Raw genomic sequence first — 21,436 nt, 5'->3', positions numbered from 1 at the left:
GGATGCAGGCGATGTGTGAGTTGTCGGTGCGCTCTGGTGGAATGCCTGGGTGAGTGAGACGGCAACACGCAGCAAGGTCACCATCCCGCGGGCGCGGTTGGTGCACCGAACTGCGCCGTCTCCGATACCCCGAACGTGGGACGACGGGACGGCCCGGCTGTTCGCGCCGCCGTCCGAGGATCCGTTCCAACTCGCGTTCGGCCCTGTTTCATTCGGCTCGGGGGCCGCCTGGAGTCCCTGGCAGGTACTCGGCAGCCCCGGAACGGGCAAGACGTCCCTTCTCGTGGATCTGGCAGTGCAGAAGATCTCCGGTGGCGAAGATCCTGAATCGGTCCTGGTGCTCACCCAGTCGCGCCGGGCAGCGACGCAGGTCCGCGAGCAGATCACGGCCGGGTTGCTCGGGTACGAACAAGAACGCGGACCGCAGGCAACTCGTGAGCCGTTGGTCCGCACCGTTCACTCGTACGCCTTTGCCGTACTCCGGCTTCAAGCCGCAGCGCACGGCAACGCGCCGCCACGCTTGATCACCGGCGCCGAGCAGGACTCGGTGCTCCGAGAGATGTTGCGCGGCGACATAGAAGACGGTGCGCTCCGGTGGCCGGAGCGCCTGCGACCCGCATTGGGTTTGAACGGCTTTGCCGTCGAACTTCGAGATCTGATGTTGCGAGCGAACGAGCGCGGACTCGGCCCCGAAGATCTGGTCAAGCTCGGCAAGAAGCGTGGACGTCCGGAGTGGGTGGCGGCCGGGCGGTTCGCCGAGGCCTACGAGCAAGGCGTGCTGCTACGCGGCAGTGTCGGTGTCGAGGCTCCGGAGGCGACGGCGCCGGCACTCGACGCGGCCGAGTTGATCGGTGCGGCATTGACCGCGTTCGCCACCGATCCCGAATTGCTTCGCTCCGAGCGCGCTCGGATCCGGCACCTACTCGTCGACGACGCACAACATCTGGATCCGCAGGCGGCGCAGCTGGTTCGGCTGATCGGAACCGCAACTGCGGGCACGGTCATCGCCGGTGATCCCGATCAGTCGGTCTTCGGGTTCCGCGGTGCGGATTCGGCGTTCCTACTCGGACTCGCCGAGCGCGGAGACGAGCGCCAGATCGTCCTGCCCACCACGTTTCGCAACAACGCCGACGTCGCGTCGATCGCGGCCAAGATCGCTGCGCGGCTGCCCGGCAACCTCGCTCATCGCATCGCGGTTCCATCCGATCTCACCGATGAGGACCCGGGGCGGGCGTCGGTGCGGGTTCTCGGTACGACGGCCAAAGAAGCGGCAGTCGTCGCAGATACCTTGCGCCGGGCGCATCTGCTGGACGGGATTGCGTGGTCCGACATGGCCGTCATCGTCCGGTCGGTCCCGCGCACTCTCGCCCCTCTCCGGCGAGCCCTGCTCGCGGCCGGGGTACCCGTCACGACCGCTGCCACCGAATTGCCGCTGGCCAGGCAACACGGAGTGTCCGGCCTGCTGCTGGTCCTTCGGGCGCTTGGCGGCGATCAGTTCACCGGCGACGACGCGCTTGCCCTGATGGCCGGTCCCATCGGCGGCGCCGAGCCGGTCACCCTGCGCCGGTTGCGTCGTGGCCTGCGCCGGGTCGAGTTGGCATCGGGAAGTGATCGGGACTCCTCGGAGTTGTTGCGGCTCATTCTGATCGACGAGGATCGTGCGCAGTCCAAGCGCCTGATGGGCAAGTTGACAGACGTCGAAGCTGCGGCACTCAATCGCGTGCTGTCGGTCCTTCGCAAGGCCCGAGTGCCTCTCGAGCGAGGTCTCGGGGTCGAAGAAGTTCTGTGGGCAGCATGGCAGGCGACGGGGCTGGAACGACGCTGGGCGGCTGCGTCGGCGCGCGGCGGACCTATCGGCTCACAGGCCGATCGAGACCTCGACGCAGTCGTCGCACTTTTCGACGCGGCCGCCAACTACGTCGACCGGTTGCCGCGTTCGCAACTCGCCGGTTTCGTCGACTACTTGACCAGCCAGGAGATACCGACCGACTCGCGGAGCCGGTCGGTCATCACTCCCGACGCCGTCACCGTGGTCAGCGCTCACGCCGCGGCGGGTCGCGAATGGGCGGTCGTGGCGGTGGCGGGTGTGCAGGAGGGGCTCTGGCCGAGTTTGCGGGCACGCGGATCGCTACTGCGTACCGAAGCGCTGATCGACCTGGTCAACGGAGTCTCCGACGGCAGTGACTCGGCTGCCGAACGACTCTCGCGAACCGCACCGCTTCTGGCCGAAGAACGCAGGTTGTTCCTGGTTGCCTGTAGCCGTGCTCGTCGCCGTCTGCTGATCACCGCAGTCGAATCGGCTTCGGGGGACACCGACTTGGTGCCTTCGCGGTTCGTGGACGAATTGATCCGTGGTGACGCGTACTCGGACGATCCGTCCTCCGATCTCGACGTCGTTGCACCCGAGACCGGGGATACCCGGGTTCTGTCGCTGCCTGCACTGGTCGCACAGCTTCGCAGCGTCGTGTGTGATCCCGACATCGCGCATTTCGACCCCGAGAAGCATTCCCGGGCCGCTCGCCAGTTGGCACGTCTGGCTGCTGCCGGGGTACGGGGCGCGCACCCGGATCAGTGGTACGGCACAGCCGAGCCGAGTACCGCTGCTCCCATGTGGCAGCCCGAGGACGGACCGGTTTCACTATCGCCGTCCACCATCGAGCTTCTCGAAACATGCCCTCTCCGATGGGTGTTCGAGCGTCATGGCGGCAGCGACGGAGACAACACTCATGCGATCGCCGGTACGCTGGTCCATACCTTGGTGCAGGCATTGGCCGGCCGGATTCCACCGGATCAGGTCGAGAAGGCACTCGAAAATGCCTGGGAATCCATCGATCTGGGATCGCAGTGGTACTCGCGCCGCGAACTCAATCGAACTCGGGAGATGCTGGCGACGTTCACCGCCTGGATGAACGCAACTCGCGGTGAACTGACCGAAGTCGGCGTCGAGGTCGCGGTCGAGGGGGTCCTCGAACCACGTGAGGAGGGAGCGCCTGCGGTCAAGCTTCGTGGCCGGATCGACCGGCTCGAGCGCGACACCGAAGGCCGTCCGGTGGTTGTCGACGTCAAGACTGCGCGAAACCCTGTCAGCAACGAGGCCGCGCAATCTCACGCGCAGTTGGCGGCGTACCAGGTCGCAGCGGCCGAAGGTGCGATTGCCGGCGAACCAGCCACACAACCCGGCGGTGCACGCCTGGTATTCGTGGCCAAGTCCAACAAGAAAGACGGTGCGGCGCAGCGAGTTCAGCCGCCGCTGACGGCCGAAGCCGTCGAGATGTGGCGAGACGTCATCCACAACGCAGCGGCAGCGACCCAAGGGCCGCAGTATCTGGCCAGGGTCAACGACGGATGTAGACATTGCCCGGTGCGCTCGAGTTGCCCGGCACACGACGAGGGACGACAGGTGAGTAACTAAGTGGCTGCCGCGACGCAGAAGGCACGCCGACCGAAGATCGATCCTGTCGACCTGGCGGTCGCGCTCGGTCAACACCCGCCGACGCCGGAACAGGCGGCTGTCATCGCCGCACCGCTCGGTCCGACATTGGTCGTCGCCGGTGCCGGTGCCGGTAAGACCGAGACGATGGCTGCTCGCGTCGTGTGGCTGGTGGCCAACGGCTTCGTCGATCCCGAGGCCGTTCTCGGATTGACCTTCACGCGCAAAGCGGCACAACAGCTCACGTCGCGAATCCGCAAGCGCTTGGCGCGACTGGCGGGTTCGGACGTTCTGCGGGCACTCGACCCGACCGGCGGAGTGCGTTCCCGGATTCTGGCCGGGGAACCCGAAGTCAGTACCTACCATGCTTACGCGGGACGGTTGCTGTCCGAGCACGGACTGCTGTTGCCGATCGAACCCTCGGCGACGCTGTTGTCCGAGACCGAACTGTGGCAGGTTGCGCACCGCGTCGTGAGCGGCTGGGACAGTGATCTGGACACCGACAAGAATCCGGGGTCCATCACCGAAACCGTTCTGGCCCTTGCCGGTCAGTTGGCGGAGCACCTGGTCGACCCCGAGCAGTTGCTCGAGGCTCACACCGAGTTGGACAAGCTGATTCATACTCTGCCCGCCGGTCCGAAACAGCGGGGTGGGCCGAGCAAAGAGCTGTTGAATTACCTTGATGTGCAACACAAACGCATCGAGCTACTGCCCCTCGTTGCCCGGCTGGGTGAGACGCTGCGGCGTGAAGGCGCATTGGATTTCGGCAGCCAGATGTCGCTGTCGGCCCGTGTCGCCTCCGAACATCCCGAGGTCGGGCAAACCGAGCGTGAGCGCTTTCGGGTAGTTCTTCTCGACGAGTACCAGGACACCGGTCACGCTCAGCGAGTGTTGTTGTCCTCGTTGTTCGGTGGGGGAGCCGACGGCCGGTTGGCGCTGACAGCCGTCGGCGATCCGATGCAGTCGATCTACGGTTGGCGAGGCGCGTCGGCGGCCAACCTGCCACGGTTTGCAACCGACTTCCCGCTTGCCAACGGAAAGCCGGCTCCGACACTCGAACTGCTCACCAGTTGGCGTAACCCGCCGGAGGCTCTCGAATTGGCAAACCTGTCGTCGGCACCGTTGCGCCGACGCGGTGTGGCCGTCAGCACACTTCGTGCGCGGCCGGGAGCCGTCGCCGGAGACGTTCGACTGGCGCTGCTGGGAGACGTCGAACAGGAACGTCAGTGGGTTGCGGAGAAGATCGCCGAAGAGTACGAGGCGGCACGTGCCGAAGACCGCCCGACGCCCACGGCAGCGGTGTTGATCCGCCGCAACGCCGATGCTGCCCCGCTGGCCGAGGCTTTGCGGTCCAAAGGTCTGCCAGTCGAAGTGGTCGGACTCGGTGGGCTCCTGCACACACCCGAGGTGGCGGACGTGATCGCCATGCTCCGAGTGGTCGCCGATCCGCTGGCGGGTAGCGCCGCCGTTCGGCTGCTCACCGGAGCGAGATGGCAGATCGGCGCGAAGGACCTCGCCGCACTCTCGCAACGCTCTCGCGAACTTGCCATCTCCGCCGGATACGGAACAGCGGGTGCGGTCACCGACGCCGAGGCGCTCACCTCGGCAGTTCAGGACGCGCTGCCGGGGGAGAACGCCGAGCAAGCAGGATTGGTCGATTCGATCTCCGATCCAGGCCCGGCAGAACGCTATTCAGCTCTCGGGTACACACGCATCAACGCGATAGCGGCAGAATTGGCGTCGTTGCGCGAACGTATCGGCCAGCCGCTCACCGAACTGGTGGCGGAGGTCGAGCGGGTGCTCGGTATCGGAATCGAGGCAGGCGCGCGAACTCGAGTCGGTGTCGTCGGGACCGCGGGCCGCGAGCATCTCGACGCATTTGCCGACGTCGTCGCCAATTACGCGACGCGTCCAACAGCCAATCTGCCCGGGATGCTCGCATTCTTCGCGGCCGCCGAACAGATCGAAAAGGGCCTCACTCCGGGCGAAGTGGAGGTGGCGCCGGATCGCGTGCAGATCTTGACCGTGCACTCGGCGAAGGGGCTCGAATGGGAAGTAGTGGCGATCCCGCATGTCAGCGACGGGGTGTTCCCCTCGTCCACCGCGTCCGGATCGTGGCTCGGGGCGCTCGCCGAACTGCCACCGTCGTTGCGTGGTGACCGGGCGGTCGACGCGGATTCGGCCGACGGAGTTCCGGTGCTCGACCTCGAGGAGCTCTACAACCGCAAGGACCTCGAGAACGCGATCGCGGCGCACAAGAAGGCCTTGTCCAACCGTCGACTGGACGAGGACCGGCGGTTGTTCTACGTCGCGCTGACCAGAACCGAACGGGCGCTGTTCATCTCGGCGCATCACTGGGCGGAATCCGGTTCGGAACCGAAGGGGCCTTCGGAGTTCCTGGACGAGCTGCATCAGATGGTCACGGCCGAAAACGATGCCGGTGAAGAAGACTCACGCGGTGCGATCGGCGTCGTGGAGGAATGGGCGCCTGCACCGGAACCCGACACCGAGAACCCGTTGGCCTCCACACCCCGTACTGCGCAGTGGCCGCCCGACCCGCTGGGTGCGCGTCGCGGCGCGGTCGAGGCCGGAGCCGCGAGCGTCCTGTCCGCACTTGCATCGCTGCCGCAAGACAGCGAAGAGACGGAAGAACCGGAGGACGATCCGGAGAACTGGGCCTCGGACGTCGACGTTCTACTGGCCGAGCGCGAAGCCCGGGCAAACGCGCGTGCCGAAGTGATTCTCCCGGCGCAGCTTTCGGTGACTCAGCTCGTCGACCTCAAGGCAGATCCGGATGAACTCGCGGCACGGCTGCGTAGACCACTGCCGTACCCACCTAACCCGCTCGCGCGGCGCGGCACGGCTTTTCACGCCTGGATCGAGCGAAGGTTCGGTGCGACCCGACTGTTGGATCTCGACGAACTACCCGGCGCCGCGGATACCGGCGCGGGTCCCGAGACCGATCTGGTGAAACTTCAAGATGCGTTCCTGCGGTCCCCGTGGGCCAATCGCAGCCCGATCGAAGTGGAAGTTCCTTTCGAAACATCCATTGCCGGAACGGTTTTACGCGGTCGGATCGACGCTGTGTTCGCCGATCCCGACGGCGGATGGACGGTGATCGACTGGAAGACCGGTGCCGAACCGTCGGCCGCCAACGAGGACGCTGTTGTGATGCAGTTGGCCGCGTATCGGGTGGCCTGGGCCGAATTGATGTCGGCCAGAGCCCGTTCGGCGGGGCGCAACGAACAGTTTCCGGCCGACAAGGTGCGGGCGGCGTTTCACTACGTTCGATCGGGTCGCACCATCGCACCCGAGAACCTGCCGGACGGTGAGGCTCTCGCTCGCCTCATCCGAACGGCAGGCGCGCAAGATTAGCTTGCGTTTCGACGAGCCTTGAGTGCTTCGGTCACCAGCGGAACCTGCAGGGGAAGACGTGCGATCGAACCGATCTTCTGCGGTGTGGACGTCTTCGGGCTTCGGCACCAGTCGATCGCCATCTGGATGTTGGCGGGGAACACGGCGACAAAGAGCGCGGCGGCAAGGCCCGCGCCGAGCTTGCGGGTCTTCGGCACGGCCAAGGCAGCGCCGATCGCCAGTTCCGCGACGCCGGACACCTGGGTGTAGGTGCGGGCCTGTCCGGGAAGCTGGCGGGGAACGGTGCTGTCGAAGAAGGAAGGCGCCACGAAATGCATGGTGCCGGCGCCGAGAAGGAGGGCCGACAAACGAAGAGCGGCCGCTTGGCTGGGAGTGGACGTCGAACCGGTGAAAGGCATTTGCCCAGCCTGCCTCACGGTGGACCTTCTTGCCACTACCGGCGCCACGACCCGCGCGCTATTCGGCGCCCGAGTTCCGAAGTCGATCTTCGAGGGTTACGCTGCCTGCCGATGTCTGTGTAGGTATTTCGTAAGTTCGAGTGAGAGAGTCGATGTATGGCCGGTAAGCTCCGGGCGCGTTTGACCAGGTCGGAAGCATTGACCGATCAGCCTGACTTCGCCCTTGTCGGGGTGCTGCGCATTCCCCAGCTACAGACAAGTCCGGCGCGGGCCATCTACAAGCGAGTTCTCATCGCGTTGGGTGCTCTCGGCGCCGCCGTGTTGATCGTGTACATCGATCGCGCGGGATACCGGGACGCACAGGACAACGAGCTGTCGCTGCTCGACTGCATTTACTATGCGACGGTTTCGCTCTCGACCACCGGTTACGGCGATATCACTCCGTTCACGCCGTCGGCGCGCCTGGTCAACGTCCTGTTGATCACGCCACTTCGGATCTTCTTCTTGATCGTGTTGGTCGGAACCACACTTTCAGCTCTGACCGAGAGTTCGCGTCAGGCGTTCAAAATTCAGCGTTGGAGGCAGCACGTGCGTAATCACACCGTCGTCGTCGGATACGGGACCAAGGGGCGGACGGCAATCGAAGCAATGCTCGGTGACGGTGTACCGGCGTCGGAGATCGTGGTCGTGGACACCGATCAGACCGTCCTCGATTCGGCGGCGAGCAAGGGCCTGGTGACGGTGTTCGGTTCGGCGACGAAATCGGACGTACTTCGGTTGGCAGGTGCGCAGAATGCGTCGTCGATCATCGTGGCAACCAACCGTGACGACACCGCAGTGCTCGTGACGCTGACAGCCCGCGAAATCGCGCCGAAAGCCAAGATCGCCGCAGCCATCCGTGAAGCCGACAACGCGCATCTTCTGCGTCAGTCCGGCGCAGACTCCGTCGTCGTGTCCTCGGAGACGGCGGGTCGACTCCTCGGCATCGCGACCACGACGCCGACCGTCGTGGAGATGATCGAAGACCTGCTGACTCCGGAGGCCGGATTCGCGATTGCCGAGCGTGCCGTCGAGCGCGACGAGGTCGGCGGCTCTCCGCGTCATCTCTCCGACATCGTGCTCGGGGTCGTTCGTGACGGCCGTCTGGTTCGCGTCGGTTCACCCGAGGTGGACGCCGTCGAAGAGAACGATCGACTGCTCTACATTCGCCGCGTCACGAACTGAGTGTTACCGAGCTTCGTGCGCGCAGTAATGTCGTGAGCGTGAACGACTTCCAGCTGACCGAAACACCTCTGCTCTCACGCTCGAGCGTCGGCCGCGCCGAGGAATTGCGGTCGGACGCCGCTGCACTGACGACGGGTTGGGCGGACGCACTGCTCCTCCGTGTGAATTCACGGGGTCAGGTCAAGGTGTCGCCGGAAGGTCAATTGGTCTTCGCCGAGGCAACCGAGTTGGGGCCCGAACCGGTGCGCGGCGCGGTCTTCCTGGGAATTCGGGAGAATCGCCACGTCTGGGCGGTGCGGGTGTCGCTGCTGGCGGGCACTTTGTCTGAATTGCGGATGCTCGGCGGAACACTCGACGACGCGGACGCCGGTTTGTTGACCGGTGCCGTCGCGATTCTCAACTGGCACGACAGTGCCGGATTCAGCGCTATCGACGGCGCACCGAGTGAACCCACGATGTCCGGCTGGTCACGCATTTCCACGTCCACCGGCCACGAGGAGTTTCCCCGAACGGATCCGGCGGTCATCTGCCTGGTGCACGACGGCGGCGATCGAGTTCTACTCGCGCGTCAGCCGACCTGGCCGCAGCGCCGTTTCTCGATTCTCGCGGGATTCGTCGAGGCCGGGGAGTCACTCGAAACGTGTGTTGTCCGCGAGATCAAGGAAGAAGTCGGTATCGACGTGCACAGCGTTCGATACCTCGGGAGCCAGCCTTGGCCGTTCCCTCGCTCGGTGATGTTGGGCTTCGCCGCAATCGGCGACCCCGCCGCTCCGCTGCTGTTCGCGGACGGCGAGATCGCCGAGGGCACCTGGTTCACGAAGGACGAGGTGCGCGCCGCTCTCGAACTCGGCGACTGGGGTTCGGAAGCGGACGCGCCACTGCTGCTGCCCGGGTCGATCTCCATCGCTCGCGGAATGCTCGAGAGCTGGGTCAAGTAGCAGCCGGAGAAGGTCTACAGACCCAGAGCCTGCTTGACCTGGTTGAGCGACGGGTTGGTCGCAACGCTGCCGTCGCCGTACTTCACGGTCGGAACGACGTGATTGCCACCGTTGACGCTGCCGACGAAATCGGCTGCTGCCGGATCGTTCTCGATGTCGATCTCGGTGTACTCGATCCCCGACGCGTTGAGCTGCGTCTTGAGGCGACGGCAGTAGCCGCACCACGTGGTCGAGTAGATGGTCAGGGCAGGCGCATTTTCGGTAGAAGTCACGGCCGATATAACACCACGACCGAGAGCGTTGTTCCGTATCGGCCCGTGTTCTCTTGCCCACATACCGTCGGGCGCGGCGAATGGAGTGTCGGAACGTCCTGCCATGATGGTCCCCATGCCTGCGGACACCGGACTGGATCCAGAACAATCGGCCGCCGTGCTCGCGCCACGCGGCCCGGTATGTGTCCTCGCGGGCGCTGGAACAGGCAAAACCCGCACCATCACGCGCCGGATCGCTCATCTGGTTGCCGACGGTCACGTGTCGGCCGGTCAGGTGCTTGCCGTGACGTTCACCGCTCGTGCGGCCGGGGAAATGCGTGGACGTCTCCGTGAGCTGGGCGTCGGCGGGAGTGGGCCGCAGGTGCAGGCTCGAACTTTTCACGCTGCTGCTCTCCGTCAACTGAAGTACTTCTGGCCGCAGGTTGTCGGCGACACGCCGTGGCGTCTGCTGGACCGAAAGTTCGCGGTTGTCAGCAGTGCCGCAGCCCGGGTGGGATTGTCCACCAGCACGGAAAGCGTCCGCGACCTCGCCAGTGAAATCGAGTGGTCGAAGGCGTCGCTGATCGCGCCGGAGGATTACCCACGCGCGATCGCCAAGATTCGCCGTGAGGCACCGGTCGATGCCACCAAGGTGGCCCAGGTGTATGCCGCATACGAAGAGCTGAAAGCACGCGGCCAGGACGGCATGCTGCTTGATTTCGACGATCTCCTACTGCACACGGCGGCAGCTCTCGAAGAGCATTCGACAGTCGCCGACGAGTTCCGCGAGCGGTATCGCTGCTTCGTCGTGGACGAGTATCAGGACGTCACCCCACTGCAGCAGCGTGTGCTCGACGCCTGGCTGGGCGACCGAGACGATCTGACCGTGGTGGGCGATGCGAATCAGACCATCTACTCCTTCACCGGAGCCACCCCCAACTATCTGTTGGACTTCTCCCGGAAATTCCCCGAAGCGACCGTCGTTCGGCTCGAACGGGATTACCGCTCCACCCCTGAGGTCGTGTCGTTGGCGAACCGCGTGATCGGTGCCGCGCGCGGGCGGATCGCCGGGACGCGTCTGCAGCTGATCGGGCAACGCGCGCCGGGGCCTGAGCCGGAGTTCATGGAGTTCGACGACGAGCCGGCCGAAGCACTCGGCGTTGCGCGGGCGATCAAACGGCTGATCGCGGCAGGCACTCCTGCTGCCGAGATCGCTGTTCTGTACCGGATCAATGCTCAGTCGGAGGCGCACGAGCAGGCCCTGACGAAGCTGGGCATTCCGTTCCAGGTGCGCGGTGGAGAGGGCTTCTTCACTCGCACCGAGGTACGTCAGGCGGTGGCAGCGCTGCGTCAGGCAGCTGGACGCGACGACCTCCCCGAAGGTGCAGACAACGGCGAAGCGCTGGTCTCACTCGTCCGCGCTGTGCTCGCGCCGCTCGGCCTGACCAACGAAGAGCCTTCGGGTACTCAGGCACGCGAGCGCTGGGCGTCGCTCTCGGCTCTCGTGGCGCTCACCGAAGAACAACTTGTCCACGAACCTGAACTGACGCTCACCGGGCTTCTACAGGAGCTCACGGCCCGAGCCGAGGCGCGGCACCCACCGACCGTGCAAGGTGTGACGCTGGCCTCCCTCCACGCGGCCAAGGGGCTCGAATGGGATGCGGTGTTCCTGGTCGGCCTCAACGACGGCACCCTGCCTATCCAACACGTTCTCGGCGACGCCAATTCGGGCGCCGACGACGTCGCGGTGGAGGAGGAGCGTCGGCTTCTCTACGTGGGGGTTACTCGCGCTCGCGAGCATCTGCAGCTGTCGTGGGCATTGGCCCGCAATGAGGGTGGACGCAAGTCCCGTCGCCGGTCGAGGTTCCTCAACGGGCTCATCCCCGAGGACTCACCGGCTTCGCGCGTTGCCGCGCCGTCGTCGGGGAACAAGAAGCGTCCGCGCTGCCGCGTCTGCGGCAAACCGTTGATCGGGACGTCGGCGACCATGCTCGGGCGCTGCGAAAAATGCCCGTCCAATGTCGACCTGGAATTGCTCGAGCACCTCAAGGCCTGGCGTCTGGACAAGTCCAGAGAACTCAAAGTTCCGGCCTATGTCGTCTTCAGTGACAACACATTGATGGCTATTGCCGAACAACGACCACAAGACAATCGTGGACTGGTTTCGATCCCTGGAATCGGGCCGAAGAAACTCGACAACTTCGGGGAAGACGTACTAGCTGTCATTCGCGGCGAACTGCGTGCGGCAACACTCGATATCTGAAATGCATCCGAATCGACAACGGTGAGTTACATAACCGCAGGTCAAAAATAGGTTGTGCAGATTCGGCAGATTCTCTACTCTGGTTTTCAGTGTTACGGGGCAACCTGTGCGCAGAAACTATCCGGACCGACACGAAATGGAGGTGGCAAAAAAATGACGAACTTGATCTCGTATGAAGCGTGCGCAAGCGCAAAGTTCGCTGTTGCCGCCCCCATGCTGCCGCGTGCAGCGGGATGGGCGCAGCATGCGTTCCGCCTGCGCCCTCAAGCAGCAGCAAAGAAAGCAGCTGTCGAGTCCGTGTTCTTAAGCCATCGAGGTATTTCTCGGTAGGACACATCCGTTCACTTACGGCCACGGACCCGCAGCCCCTGCGGACCGTGGCCTTTGTGTTGGATAGCCCTCTTCATCTGGTTTCCGACTCGGCTCAGGTTCGCACCCATCGAACCCATATCGTGCGACACAGTTTCGCATCCGAGCACTAGGAGACCGAGTTGTCTGCCCAGACAATCCGCGTGGAATCCGAAAACTCCACCACTGCAGTAACTTCCACCGACGTCACTTCGGCTGCAGTCACGTTCATCGAGGTCGCGTCCACCCGCCGCGACCTGCCGTGCCGGGCATCCAACCCCGATCTCTGGTTCGCCGAAGCTCCGGCCGAACTCGAGCAGGCCAAGGCACTGTGCGCGAAGTGCCCCATCCGTTCCCGTTGTCTCAGTGCGGCTCTCGACCGCGCCGAGCCATGGGGGGTGTGGGGCGGCGAGATCCTCGATCAGGGGGCCGTCATAGCGCGCAAGAGACCGAGAGGGCGTCCACGCAAGCAACTTGTGTGCGCGTGAGAGCCCTATTCGGCGGAGCCGGTGTCTTAGTCGGCGGAGCCGGTGTCATCCAGAACCGGCTCCGCGAACCCTGGCAACCAACGAGTCAGGATTTCCATGTACGGGGCATATGCGTCCAACTGGGCGCATATGCCGACCGAACCGAGAAGAACACGGAAGATCATCAAATACTCGGCCGGAAGGTTGAGTGCACGGGCCGTTCGGAACTGCGCACTGTTGAAGTCAGTGGCGGTTCCGGCGGCCTTTTGCAGCCATGCCCGAGTGAAGTGAAATGACTCGGTCTGGATCGGGTCGGTGAAGGGTCGCAGGTAATCCGCGATCTCCTTGTCGGTCACCGTGCGTCCGGGGATCACGAAACCGTTGGCGCGCAACAACTCCGTCAACTCGTCGAATTGTTCCTCGACAGCCAAGCGCACCATAGTGCCGAGAACCCGTGGCAGTCCGTTCGGGAACGGCGCAGCAGCACCGAAGTCGATGACGCCGAGTCGGCCGTCCTCGAGAAGCATGAAATTGCCGGGGTGCGGGTCACAGTGGAGCAATCCGACACGGGCCGGAGACGCGAAGTGGAATTCGGCGAGTAGTGCACCGGCCGCGTTGCGCTGCTCCGGCGTTCCACTCTCGATGATTCTGGTCAACGGGGTTGCCGTCATCCATTCGGTCACGACCACTTTCGGCGCGCTCGCCACGACGTGCGGGATCACGAATTGGGGATCTCCGTCGAACTCTTTGGCAAAAGCTCGCTGATTGTTCGCCTCGATCCGATAGTCGAGTTCTTCCTCCGTGCGCGCGGTGAACTCCTCGATCACGGGCCGTACGTCGACACCGGGCATGACCGAACCGAAGAGACCGGCAAATCTGCCCAGGGTCTTGAGATCGGCGCGTAGAGCTTCGTCGGCGCCGGGGTACTGAACTTTCACGGCTACGTCGCGGCCGTCCGCCCAGACGGCTCGGTGAACCTGCCCGATGCTTGCCGACGCGGTCGGTTCGTCGTCGAACGACTGGAATCGGTCGCGCCACTTGGTTCCGAGTTGCTGGTCGAGCATCTTGTGGACTTGCTTGGTCGGCAGCGGCGGGGCGGCGGCCTGGAGCTTGTTCAGCGACTCGCGGTACGGCTCGGCGAATTCCTCCGGAATTGCCGCCTCCATGACGCTGAGCGCTTGGCCCAGCTTCATCGCGCCGCCCTTGAGTTCGCCCAGCACCGCGAACAGTTGCTCGGCGGCCTTCGCGCTCAACTGCGCGTCGATCTCGCCTTTGTCGCCGCCGGCGAGCTTGCGTCCGAAGCCCATGGCGGCGCGACCGGCCATCCCCAGGGGGATGCTCGCGAGTTTGGCAGTACGGGCAGAACTCTTGCGTGGGATCTCGGACACCACACCATCATGTCTGACTGGGGCGTCCTTTGCCCGAAACAGGTGCCAGGTATTGGCAACTGCAGGATATTTGCCGAGGCCAGCGCCTGGTTGTGATCCGATACGGACGGAGCGCGATCTCGAGCGTCGACGACAGACTGGCCGCATGCGTCGCCGCTGTCTCCGATAATGCGGAGTCGATCTCGGCCAGGGCCAGCGCGACACTTGCATGGATCATCGCCGATTCCGCGTGGCCTGCGCTGCCGAGTAGCTGCGCTGACAGATGAAGCCAATGAGGGTCGAGTTCGGATCGGAGGATGTCGGCGCACCGCAGGCAACTCGACTGACCAGGCAGGACAAGAGGCCCGACCACACCGTTGCCGTCGCGGATGCGGATGGAAAGGTGGGGGAGTCCGCAGCGAACGAGATCGCTGACCAGACGAGGATCAGTTACGACGTCGTCGGCCAGGACCACCAGTTGTTCGTTCCACGTGCGCACGACGTCGGTGTTGCGATACCCGCGCGAGCGACGCGTGCTGACCCCGCCGGCGACCAGTGCGCGCTCGATGGCGTCAGAGAGCGGACCGACACCGTGAATCCGTACCGTCGCGGTGCTTCTGCGGGCAGTGTGGACGAAACCGGAATCGGCGAGTTGCTCGAGCAACTCCTCCGTCACCGACGTGGGAATCCCGCGCCTCGACGCTTCCCAGAGGATGTTTGCGCGGGATCTCGAGCCGTCCATTTTGCGCAGGATCGACTTCACCGCGCGATCGTCGACCCCGACAGGCAGAGTCAGCAGGACGGCACGTCCGGGGGTCCATCCCAGCTGCAGTCGACCGTCCGGGCGCGACAGAACAGCGATCCGCGGGTCCCATCGGGGTCCCGCGGATCGCTGTGAAGTGCTGTCTTGTCTGGCGTCGTCTTGCGTGTGACTGGTCATCATTCGATGCTGGCACGACGGGCCCTCGGCGAGTCCACGTCAGCGGCAGTTATCCACAGGCCGTCATCGCGGCTGATCTGCGAAAATCGGTCGAGAAGGGATTACTTCTCTTCGTCGTCCTCGCGGGTCTTGTCCATCGCTGCCTCGGCCGCACGCTCTTTTGCCTCGACGGCTTCGAGCTGGGCTATCGGGTCGTCGAAATTACCGGCTTCGCCGGCGCCGAGGACACGGGCGACAAATCCGTCCGGTGCGTCGAGATCGCTCGAATCGGGCATCAGGTCGGGATGCGACCAGACGCCGTCGCGAACGTCCATACCGGCTTCCGCGGTGAGCTTCTGCCACAAACCGGCCGCTTCACGGACCTTGCGAGGACGAAGTTCGAGTCCGACCAGCGTCGCAAAGGTCTGTTCGGCGGGGCCGCCGGTAGCGCGGCGACGCCGCAACGTCTCACTCATCGCGGCAACACCAGGCAGTCGCTCGCCGAGTGCGGCGGTGACGACCGTCTCCACCCAGCCCTCGACCAGCGCAAGCAGAGTCTCGAGACGTTCGAGAGCGGCTTTCTGCTCCGGTGTGTTCTGCGGCTCGAACGTGCCCTGCTGCATCAACGCTTCGAGCTTGCTCGGATCGGTGAGAGCGGATGGATCGAGGTCCTTGGCGAATTCTTCCATCGCCGAGAAGTCCATGGTGATTCCGCGGGCGTATTCCTCCACTGTCGCGAGAACACGCTGGCGCAGCCACGGAACGTGACTGTAAAGGCGCTGATGAGCGGCTTCCCGCGCGGCGAGGAAGACCAGAACTTCCTGATGCGGCTGTTCGAGACCCTCACTGAAAGCCTGAACCGCAGCCGGGAGAAGGGCCGCGGTGCCTTCGGGGCCGAGGGGCAGGCCGATGTCAGTGGAGGAGAGCACCTCGGTGGACAGTTGGCCGAGTGCCTGGCCCAATTGCGAGCCGAACGCGAGTCCGCCCATCTGGCCGAGCATGCCCAGCATCGGGCCAGCCATCTGCTGTGCTTCGGCCGGAAGACCCTGGACCCACATGCCCGCTACCTTCTCGGCCACCGGATCACAGAGTCGCTTCCAGGTGTCGATCGTGTTGTCGAGCCAGTCGTTCGGAGTCCACGCAAGAGTGCGGCTCGCTCCGGCAGGGAGCGTTGTCGCGGCGTCCAGCCACATCTCGGCCAGGTGCGCGGCGTCGGCGATCGCCTTGACGTTGCCCTCGGTGATCGGTGTGACCGATCCGATCTGTTGGCGTGCCAGCTTCTTGGCGATGTCGTAGTTGACCGGGCCGGACGTACCGCCCTGGCCCATCGACGAGCCCATTCCGCTCAGCATCTGCCCGAACTGGGTGAGCATCTGGCCGAGCTGAGCCGGATCGAATCCCTCACCGCCCGCGCCGAACCCGAACGGCATGTCACCACCCCCGAACGGATTGCCACCCGCCGTGTTCTTGTCGCGATCGGGATCGTCGTCGGAGTTGGAGAAGCCGAACGGCATATTGCTCATACCTCAACGGTACAAGGCTCGAGCGGTCGGAGTCGCCCTCCGAGTCACGCTGACGGCGAACACGCACGGCGCTCAGGCGGTGCGATCGGTGCTCCGGAGCCTTCGCGCTTTACTCTGGATCAGGTGAATCGACGGATAGTGACGCTCTTGGCCGCACTCGCACCCATCGTCGTGTTGGGAGTCGTCGGAACAATGGTCACTGTTCCTTATGTCGCACTCGGTCCGGGCCCCACCTTCAACACGCTCGGCGACGTCGACGGTAAGCCCGTCGTGGACATCCAGGGGACCGAGGTCGATCCCACCGACGGCAACCTCAACATGACAACGGTGTCGGTTCGCGACGGCCTCAACATCTTCGAAGCGTTCGGACTGTGGGCGAGTGGCAGCAACGGACTCGTCCCTCGCTCGGAGATCTATCCGCCCGAGAAGTCGAAGGAAGAGATTCAGCAGGCCAACACGGCCGACTTCCAGCAATCCGAGGACAGTGCCGAGTTGGCGGCACTGCACTTTCTCGGCAAGCCGGTGGCACTGACTGTTTCGAAGGTGACTCCGGACGGTCCCGCTGCGGGTGCCCTGCAAGAAGGCGACGTCCTGGTCAAGATCGGCGACACTCCGGTAACCACCATCACCGGCGTTCAGGACACGGTCGGTGCGATCGCGCCCGGCACCGCGATCGACGTCACCGTCCTTCGTGAGGGTGTGGAGACCGTTGTGCCGGTCACCGTCGGGGCGCGGCCCAACAAGCCCGAATCGGGTTACCTCGGCGTCACACCCAGCGAGGTCCCGGACGTTCCCTTCACCGTGCAGTTCAATCTCGCCGACATCGGCGGTCCTTCTGCCGGACTGATGTTCACACTGGCCTTGGTCGACAAGCTGACTCCGGGGGAGCTCAACGGCGGAAAGTTCGTAGCCGGAACGGGCACCATCGACTCCGACGGCGAGGTCGGTCCGATCGGCGGCATCAGGTACAAGTTGATCGCCGCGTCCCAAGCCGGTGCTGAGACCTTCCTCGTGCCGGCCCAGAACTGTGACGAGGCGAAACAGAATGCGCCGGACGGGCTTCGACTCGTCAAGGTCGACAACCTGCCCGGCGCAGTGGACTCACTCGAGAGCCTCAACACGGGCGGCGACGCACCCCGCTGCTGAAAGCTGCCTGGCCGCCGACGACTCTGTCAGTCTTCTTCGACCTCGTCGAGCGTCGCGTACAGGGCGTGCACGAGGTGAGGTGCAAGACCGTCGTAGGTGAGCAGTTCCAAGTCACCGTACGGATCCGCATCCTCGTCGGGACGCATCTGTAGGAGCGACAGCGAGGGACCGTCACGGAGCACGCCGACGAACAGTCGAGCCTCGCGTCGATCGGGATGCGCGTTGGCCGTCAGCCGCGCGACCTCGTCCGCCGCGTGCTGATCGGTCAACACCGGCGCCGTGGCGTGGTCGAGATCCGATTCCGCCTCGGGCGGCAGGACGACGATCTCCTGCACCAGGATGCAACCCTGCACGGACTCGGGCCAATGCGTCGTCGCCAGGAACTCGTCGAGTGCCCGTGAACCGCCGATGATGTCCTCGGGAAGCGATTCCTGTTCGATCGGTGTGTATTCGGCGCCCTCGGCGAGTTGGTCGAGCAGTCCGGGTTCGGCCGCGGCGAGCATTTCGGTGGGTACCAACGCGTACAGCTTCGGCGGCTGATCCCAGCCTTCGGCGTCGATGTGGTCGACAACTTCATGAACGCACCGGGCGAGGGCACTCGGTGATCTGCTCATATTCTCTTCACTCACACGTTCATCCTCCCACCTTCTGTCCGGCTCCCCGCTCTCCGTGTTGTCAACCCGTGACCGTTGTTACGTAGAGTGGTCGGAAACGGCCAAGTCCACTCGGGCGTGGCCGCAGTGATCGATGCAATCGGTTGCGACGCCACGGCGTCGCCAAATCTTGGAGCGTGGCACGTGGGCATGCGGCCCCCCGCAGGTTTACCCTCTCTGTCCAGACGCAGTCGAATCTTGTTGGTGGTGGCTGTCGTAGTGGCGGCCTTGCTGCTCGTGGGGCCGCGACTGATCGGCATGTACACGGACTGGTTGTGGTTCGGCGAAGTCGGCTTCCGCGGTGTCTTCACCAAGGTTCTGTTGACGCGATTCGTGCTCTTCCTGGTCGTCGGAATTGTCGTCGGCGCCATCGTGTGGCTCGCGATGCTTCTCGCGTACCGCGCACGCCCGGTGTTCGTCCCGGTCTCCGGGCCCAATGATCCGATCGCGCGCTACCGCACCACCGTTATGTCGCGTCTTCGTCTGTTCGGCGTGATCATTCCGGTAGCGATCGGCATCCTGTCCGGTCTCATCGCGCAGGCCAACTGGGTCACTATCCAGTTGTTCCTCAACGGCCAGGCATTCGGTATCACCGATCCGCAGTTCAACATGGACGTCAGCTTCTACACGTTCGATCTGCCGTTCTACCGTTTCGTTCTCAACTGGTTGTTCGTCTCGATCCTGCTGGCTTTCGTGGCAAATCTGATCACCCACTACGTTTTCGGTGGAATCAAATTGGCCGGACGAGCGGGGACGTTCACTACCGCCGCTCGTGTGCAGTTGGCTGTTCTGGCCGGCACTTTCGTGCTGTTGAAGGCCGTCGCCTACTGGCTCGATCGCTACTCGTTGCTTTCGAGCGGCCGTAAAGAGCCGACGTTCACCGGCCCGGGGTACACGGACATCATGGCTGTGCTCCCGGCAAAGCTGATATTGATGTCCATCGCGATCATCTGTGCTTTGGCTTTCTTCGCTGCGATCTTCACCCGCGACCTTCGTATCCCGGCTATGGCCGTTGCTCTGCTGGTTCTCTCGTCCGTGCTCGTAGGCGCAGTCTGGCCGATGATCGTCGAGCAGTTCTCCGTCAAGCCCAACGCGGCGGACAAGGAGAGTACGTACATCGAGCGGAACATCGCGGCCACCAGGCAGGCCTACGGAATCACGGACGACAAGGTCACATATCAGCCTTACTCGGGTGACGGCGACGCAATTCCGCGCGAGGTGCCGGCAGACGTCACCACTATTGCCAATGCTCGTCTCCTCGATCCGAACATTCTGTCGCCCACTTTCACCCAGCAGCAACAGCGTCAGAACTTCTACGGGTTCCCGCCCTCGCTCGACATCGATCGCTACGACATCGACGGTGAGATGCGCGACTACATCGTGGCGGCGCGTGAGATCTCACCGAACAACCTGCAGGGAAACCAGACGGACTGGATCAACAAGCACACGGTCTACACCCACGGCGACGGCTTGGTGGCCGCTCCGGCGAACAAGATCACTGCGCCGGTCCTGGACCCGACGAAGGACAACGCGAACAACAACAATGCGGGCTACCCGATCTACACGGTCAGCGACATCGCCTCGCAGGACGCGGGAACACAGGTCATCAAGGTCGATCAACCGCGCATCTACTACGGCGAGGTCATCGGTCAAGGCGCTGACGACTACGCAATCGTCGGTGGTGCCGGTGGTTCGGAAGCTCGCGAATACGACACGGAGCAGACCAAGTACACCTACACCGGTTCCGGCGGCGTCTCCATCGGAAACTGGGTCAATCGCTTGGCTTTCGCGGCGAAGTACACGGAGAGGAACATTCTCTTCTCGGGTGCCGTCGGTTCGGATTCCAAGATCATCTACAACCGTGATCCTCGCGATCGCGTCGGTCAGGTTGCTCCGTGGTTGACCACTGACGGAGATGCGTACCCGGCCGCAGTCGACGGCAAGATCGTCTGGATCGTCGATGCGTACACCACGCTGGAGAACTACCCGTACGCACAGCGCAGTTCGCTGGACGGACTGGTCGCGGACAGTGTGGATGCAACGACCGGTCGTTTGTTGCCGAAGAAGGAAGTCTCGTACATCCGCAACTCGGTCAAGGCAACCGTCGATGCCTACGACGGCACCGTGACGCTCTATCAGGTCGACGACAACGACCCGGTACTCAATGCGTGGAAGGGTGTGTTCCCGGACACGGTCAAGCCGCAGAGTGATATCTCGGACGATCTGCGGGCACACTTCCGCTATCCCGAAGACCTGTTCAAGGTTCAGCGGGAAATGTTGGCGAAGTACCACGTCGACAATCCGACCGAGTTCTTCACCAACAACGCTTTCTGGTCGGTGCCCAACGAGCCGACGGTGGAGAATTCGAAGGAAAATGAACCGCCGTACTACGTGATGGTGGGGGACCAGGAAACCGGCGCGCCGTCGTTCCGGCTCACAAGTCCGATGGTGGGATTCCAGCGAGACTTCCTGTCGGCTTACATCACCGTGAATTCGGATCCGAAGGACTACGGCAAGATCACTGTTCTGCAGTTGCCCGTCAACAAACAGACGCAGGGTCCGTCACAGTCGCAGAACTCGATGATCTCGGATGCTCGCGTGGGCTCGGAGAAGGCACTGCTGGAGAGAACCAACACGATCCGATACGGCAACCAGTTGGCCTTGCCGATCGCAGAGGGTGGAATTCTCTACGTCGAACCCATGTATACCGAGCGAAGTAACACAACGACTTCGTTCCCGCAGCTTTCCCGAGTTCTGGTGAGTTACCAGGAGTCTGCGAAGGCTGGCAGCAGGGTTCGTGTCGGTTACGCATCCACGTTGGCCGAGGCGCTCGATCAGGTCTTCGACAATGGTGGAGCCGCGGGTGCTGCCACCGCACCGGGTGGAACTGCCACGACGGAACCGCCGGCGGGAACCGGGACCACCCCCGCGCCGACGGCGCCGACGACGCCTACAGGTCCGGCATCATCGGAAGATGTGTCGAAGGCTCTGGCAGAGGTCAACGCTGCCATGGATGCATTGAAGTCTGCGCAACAGACTGGTGACTTCAGTGGTTACGGAGCCGCGCTGGATCGCCTGCAGAAGGCGGTTGACGCTTACCAGGCGCTGCCGCCCAGTTAGTCGACCTCGTTCGT

The 21,436-nt window shown here is 63.9% G+C and carries 14 protein-coding genes; 8 read left to right on the top strand and 6 right to left on the bottom strand.

The window, feature by feature from the left end:
• The first annotated feature begins 49 nt into the window (after positions 1-49).
• Positions 50-3,412, top strand: a complete 3,363-nt coding sequence (locus tag ABH939_RS08575) for an ATP-dependent DNA helicase (RefSeq protein WP_322942473.1) — start codon at positions 50-52, stop codon at positions 3,410-3,412.
• A complete protein-coding gene (locus tag ABH939_RS08570; protein WP_322942474.1) occupies positions 3,413-6,805 on the top strand; it encodes an ATP-dependent DNA helicase in 3,393 nt (1,130 codons plus the stop codon).
• Here ABH939_RS08570 and ABH939_RS08565 read toward each other — a convergent pair.
• Positions 6,802-7,203: a hypothetical protein gene (locus tag ABH939_RS08565; protein ID WP_003942341.1), complete on the bottom strand. Its 402-nt coding sequence runs from the start codon at positions 7,201-7,203 to the stop codon at positions 6,802-6,804. The two genes, ABH939_RS08570 and ABH939_RS08565, sit on opposite strands and share 4 nt — an antisense overlap.
• Positions 7,204-7,359: 156 nt before the next feature.
• On the opposite strand from ABH939_RS08565, the gene ABH939_RS08560 reads away from it, so the two are divergent.
• Positions 7,360-8,427 (top strand): TrkA family potassium uptake protein, encoded by a 1,068-nt coding sequence (locus tag ABH939_RS08560; protein WP_003942296.1) that lies wholly within the window; start codon positions 7,360-7,362, stop codon positions 8,425-8,427.
• Positions 8,428-8,465: 38 nt separating this feature from the next.
• Positions 8,466-9,365, top strand: coding sequence for an NAD(+) diphosphatase (gene nudC / locus ABH939_RS08555; protein WP_007731249.1), 900 nt, complete (start codon positions 8,466-8,468; stop codon positions 9,363-9,365).
• Positions 9,366-9,379: 14 nt separating this feature from the next.
• Here the strand turns inward: nudC and ABH939_RS08550 are convergent, their stop codons facing one another.
• Entirely contained in the window at positions 9,380-9,637 is a 258-nt protein-coding gene (locus ABH939_RS08550) for a mycoredoxin (RefSeq protein WP_003942350.1), read from the bottom strand.
• 103 nt (positions 9,638-9,740) lie between these two features.
• Here ABH939_RS08550 and ABH939_RS08545 point away from each other — a divergent pair, with 103 nt between their 5' ends.
• Both ABH939_RS08545 and ABH939_RS08540 read left to right on the top strand, forming a co-directional pair.
• On the top strand, positions 9,741-11,879 hold the full coding sequence (locus ABH939_RS08545) for an ATP-dependent DNA helicase UvrD2 (protein ID WP_003942300.1): 2,139 nt from the start codon (positions 9,741-9,743) through the stop codon (positions 11,877-11,879).
• A gap of 512 nt (positions 11,880-12,391) precedes the next feature.
• Positions 12,392-12,715, top strand: a complete 324-nt coding sequence (locus ABH939_RS08540; protein WP_404649597.1) for a WhiB family transcriptional regulator — start codon at positions 12,392-12,394, stop codon at positions 12,713-12,715.
• A gap of 26 nt (positions 12,716-12,741) precedes the next feature.
• Here ABH939_RS08540 and ABH939_RS08535 read toward each other — a convergent pair whose 3' ends face one another.
• The 3 genes from ABH939_RS08535 to ABH939_RS08525 form a co-directional block, all read right to left on the bottom strand.
• A complete protein-coding gene (locus tag ABH939_RS08535; RefSeq protein WP_172403528.1) occupies positions 12,742-14,085 on the bottom strand; it encodes an AarF/ABC1/UbiB kinase family protein in 1,344 nt (447 codons plus the stop codon).
• 4 nt (positions 14,086-14,089) lie between these two features.
• Entirely contained in the window at positions 14,090-15,004 is a 915-nt protein-coding gene (locus ABH939_RS08530) for a hypothetical protein (protein ID WP_054782090.1), read from the bottom strand.
• Between the two features lie 98 nt (positions 15,005-15,102).
• Positions 15,103-16,503: a zinc-dependent metalloprotease gene (locus ABH939_RS08525; protein WP_404649556.1), complete on the bottom strand. Its 1,401-nt coding sequence runs from the start codon at positions 16,501-16,503 to the stop codon at positions 15,103-15,105.
• A 123-nt stretch (positions 16,504-16,626) separates the two neighbouring features.
• Here ABH939_RS08525 and ABH939_RS08520 point away from each other — a divergent pair, with 123 nt between their 5' ends.
• Positions 16,627-17,649, top strand: a complete 1,023-nt coding sequence (locus ABH939_RS08520; RefSeq protein ID WP_054187616.1) for a PDZ domain-containing protein — start codon at positions 16,627-16,629, stop codon at positions 17,647-17,649.
• Between the two features lie 26 nt (positions 17,650-17,675).
• Here the strand turns inward: ABH939_RS08520 and ABH939_RS08515 are convergent, their stop codons facing one another.
• Positions 17,676-18,278, bottom strand: coding sequence for a PPA1309 family protein (locus ABH939_RS08515; RefSeq protein ID WP_019747831.1), 603 nt, complete (start codon positions 18,276-18,278; stop codon positions 17,676-17,678).
• A 168-nt stretch (positions 18,279-18,446) separates the two neighbouring features.
• On the opposite strand from ABH939_RS08515, the gene ABH939_RS08510 reads away from it, so the two are divergent.
• The gene (locus ABH939_RS08510; protein WP_030534991.1) at positions 18,447-21,422 is read left to right on the top strand and encodes a UPF0182 family protein; all 2,976 of its coding nucleotides are present in this window, start codon (positions 18,447-18,449) and stop codon (positions 21,420-21,422) included.
• Positions 21,423-21,436 lie beyond the last annotated feature (14 nt).

Source organism: Rhodococcus sp. 27YEA6 (genome assembly GCF_044908235.1).
Lineage (GTDB): Bacteria > Actinomycetota > Actinomycetes > Mycobacteriales > Mycobacteriaceae > Rhodococcus_F > Rhodococcus_F qingshengii.
Note: the sequence above shows the minus strand (reverse complement) of the source record. Positions and strands in the feature narration are given on the sequence as shown.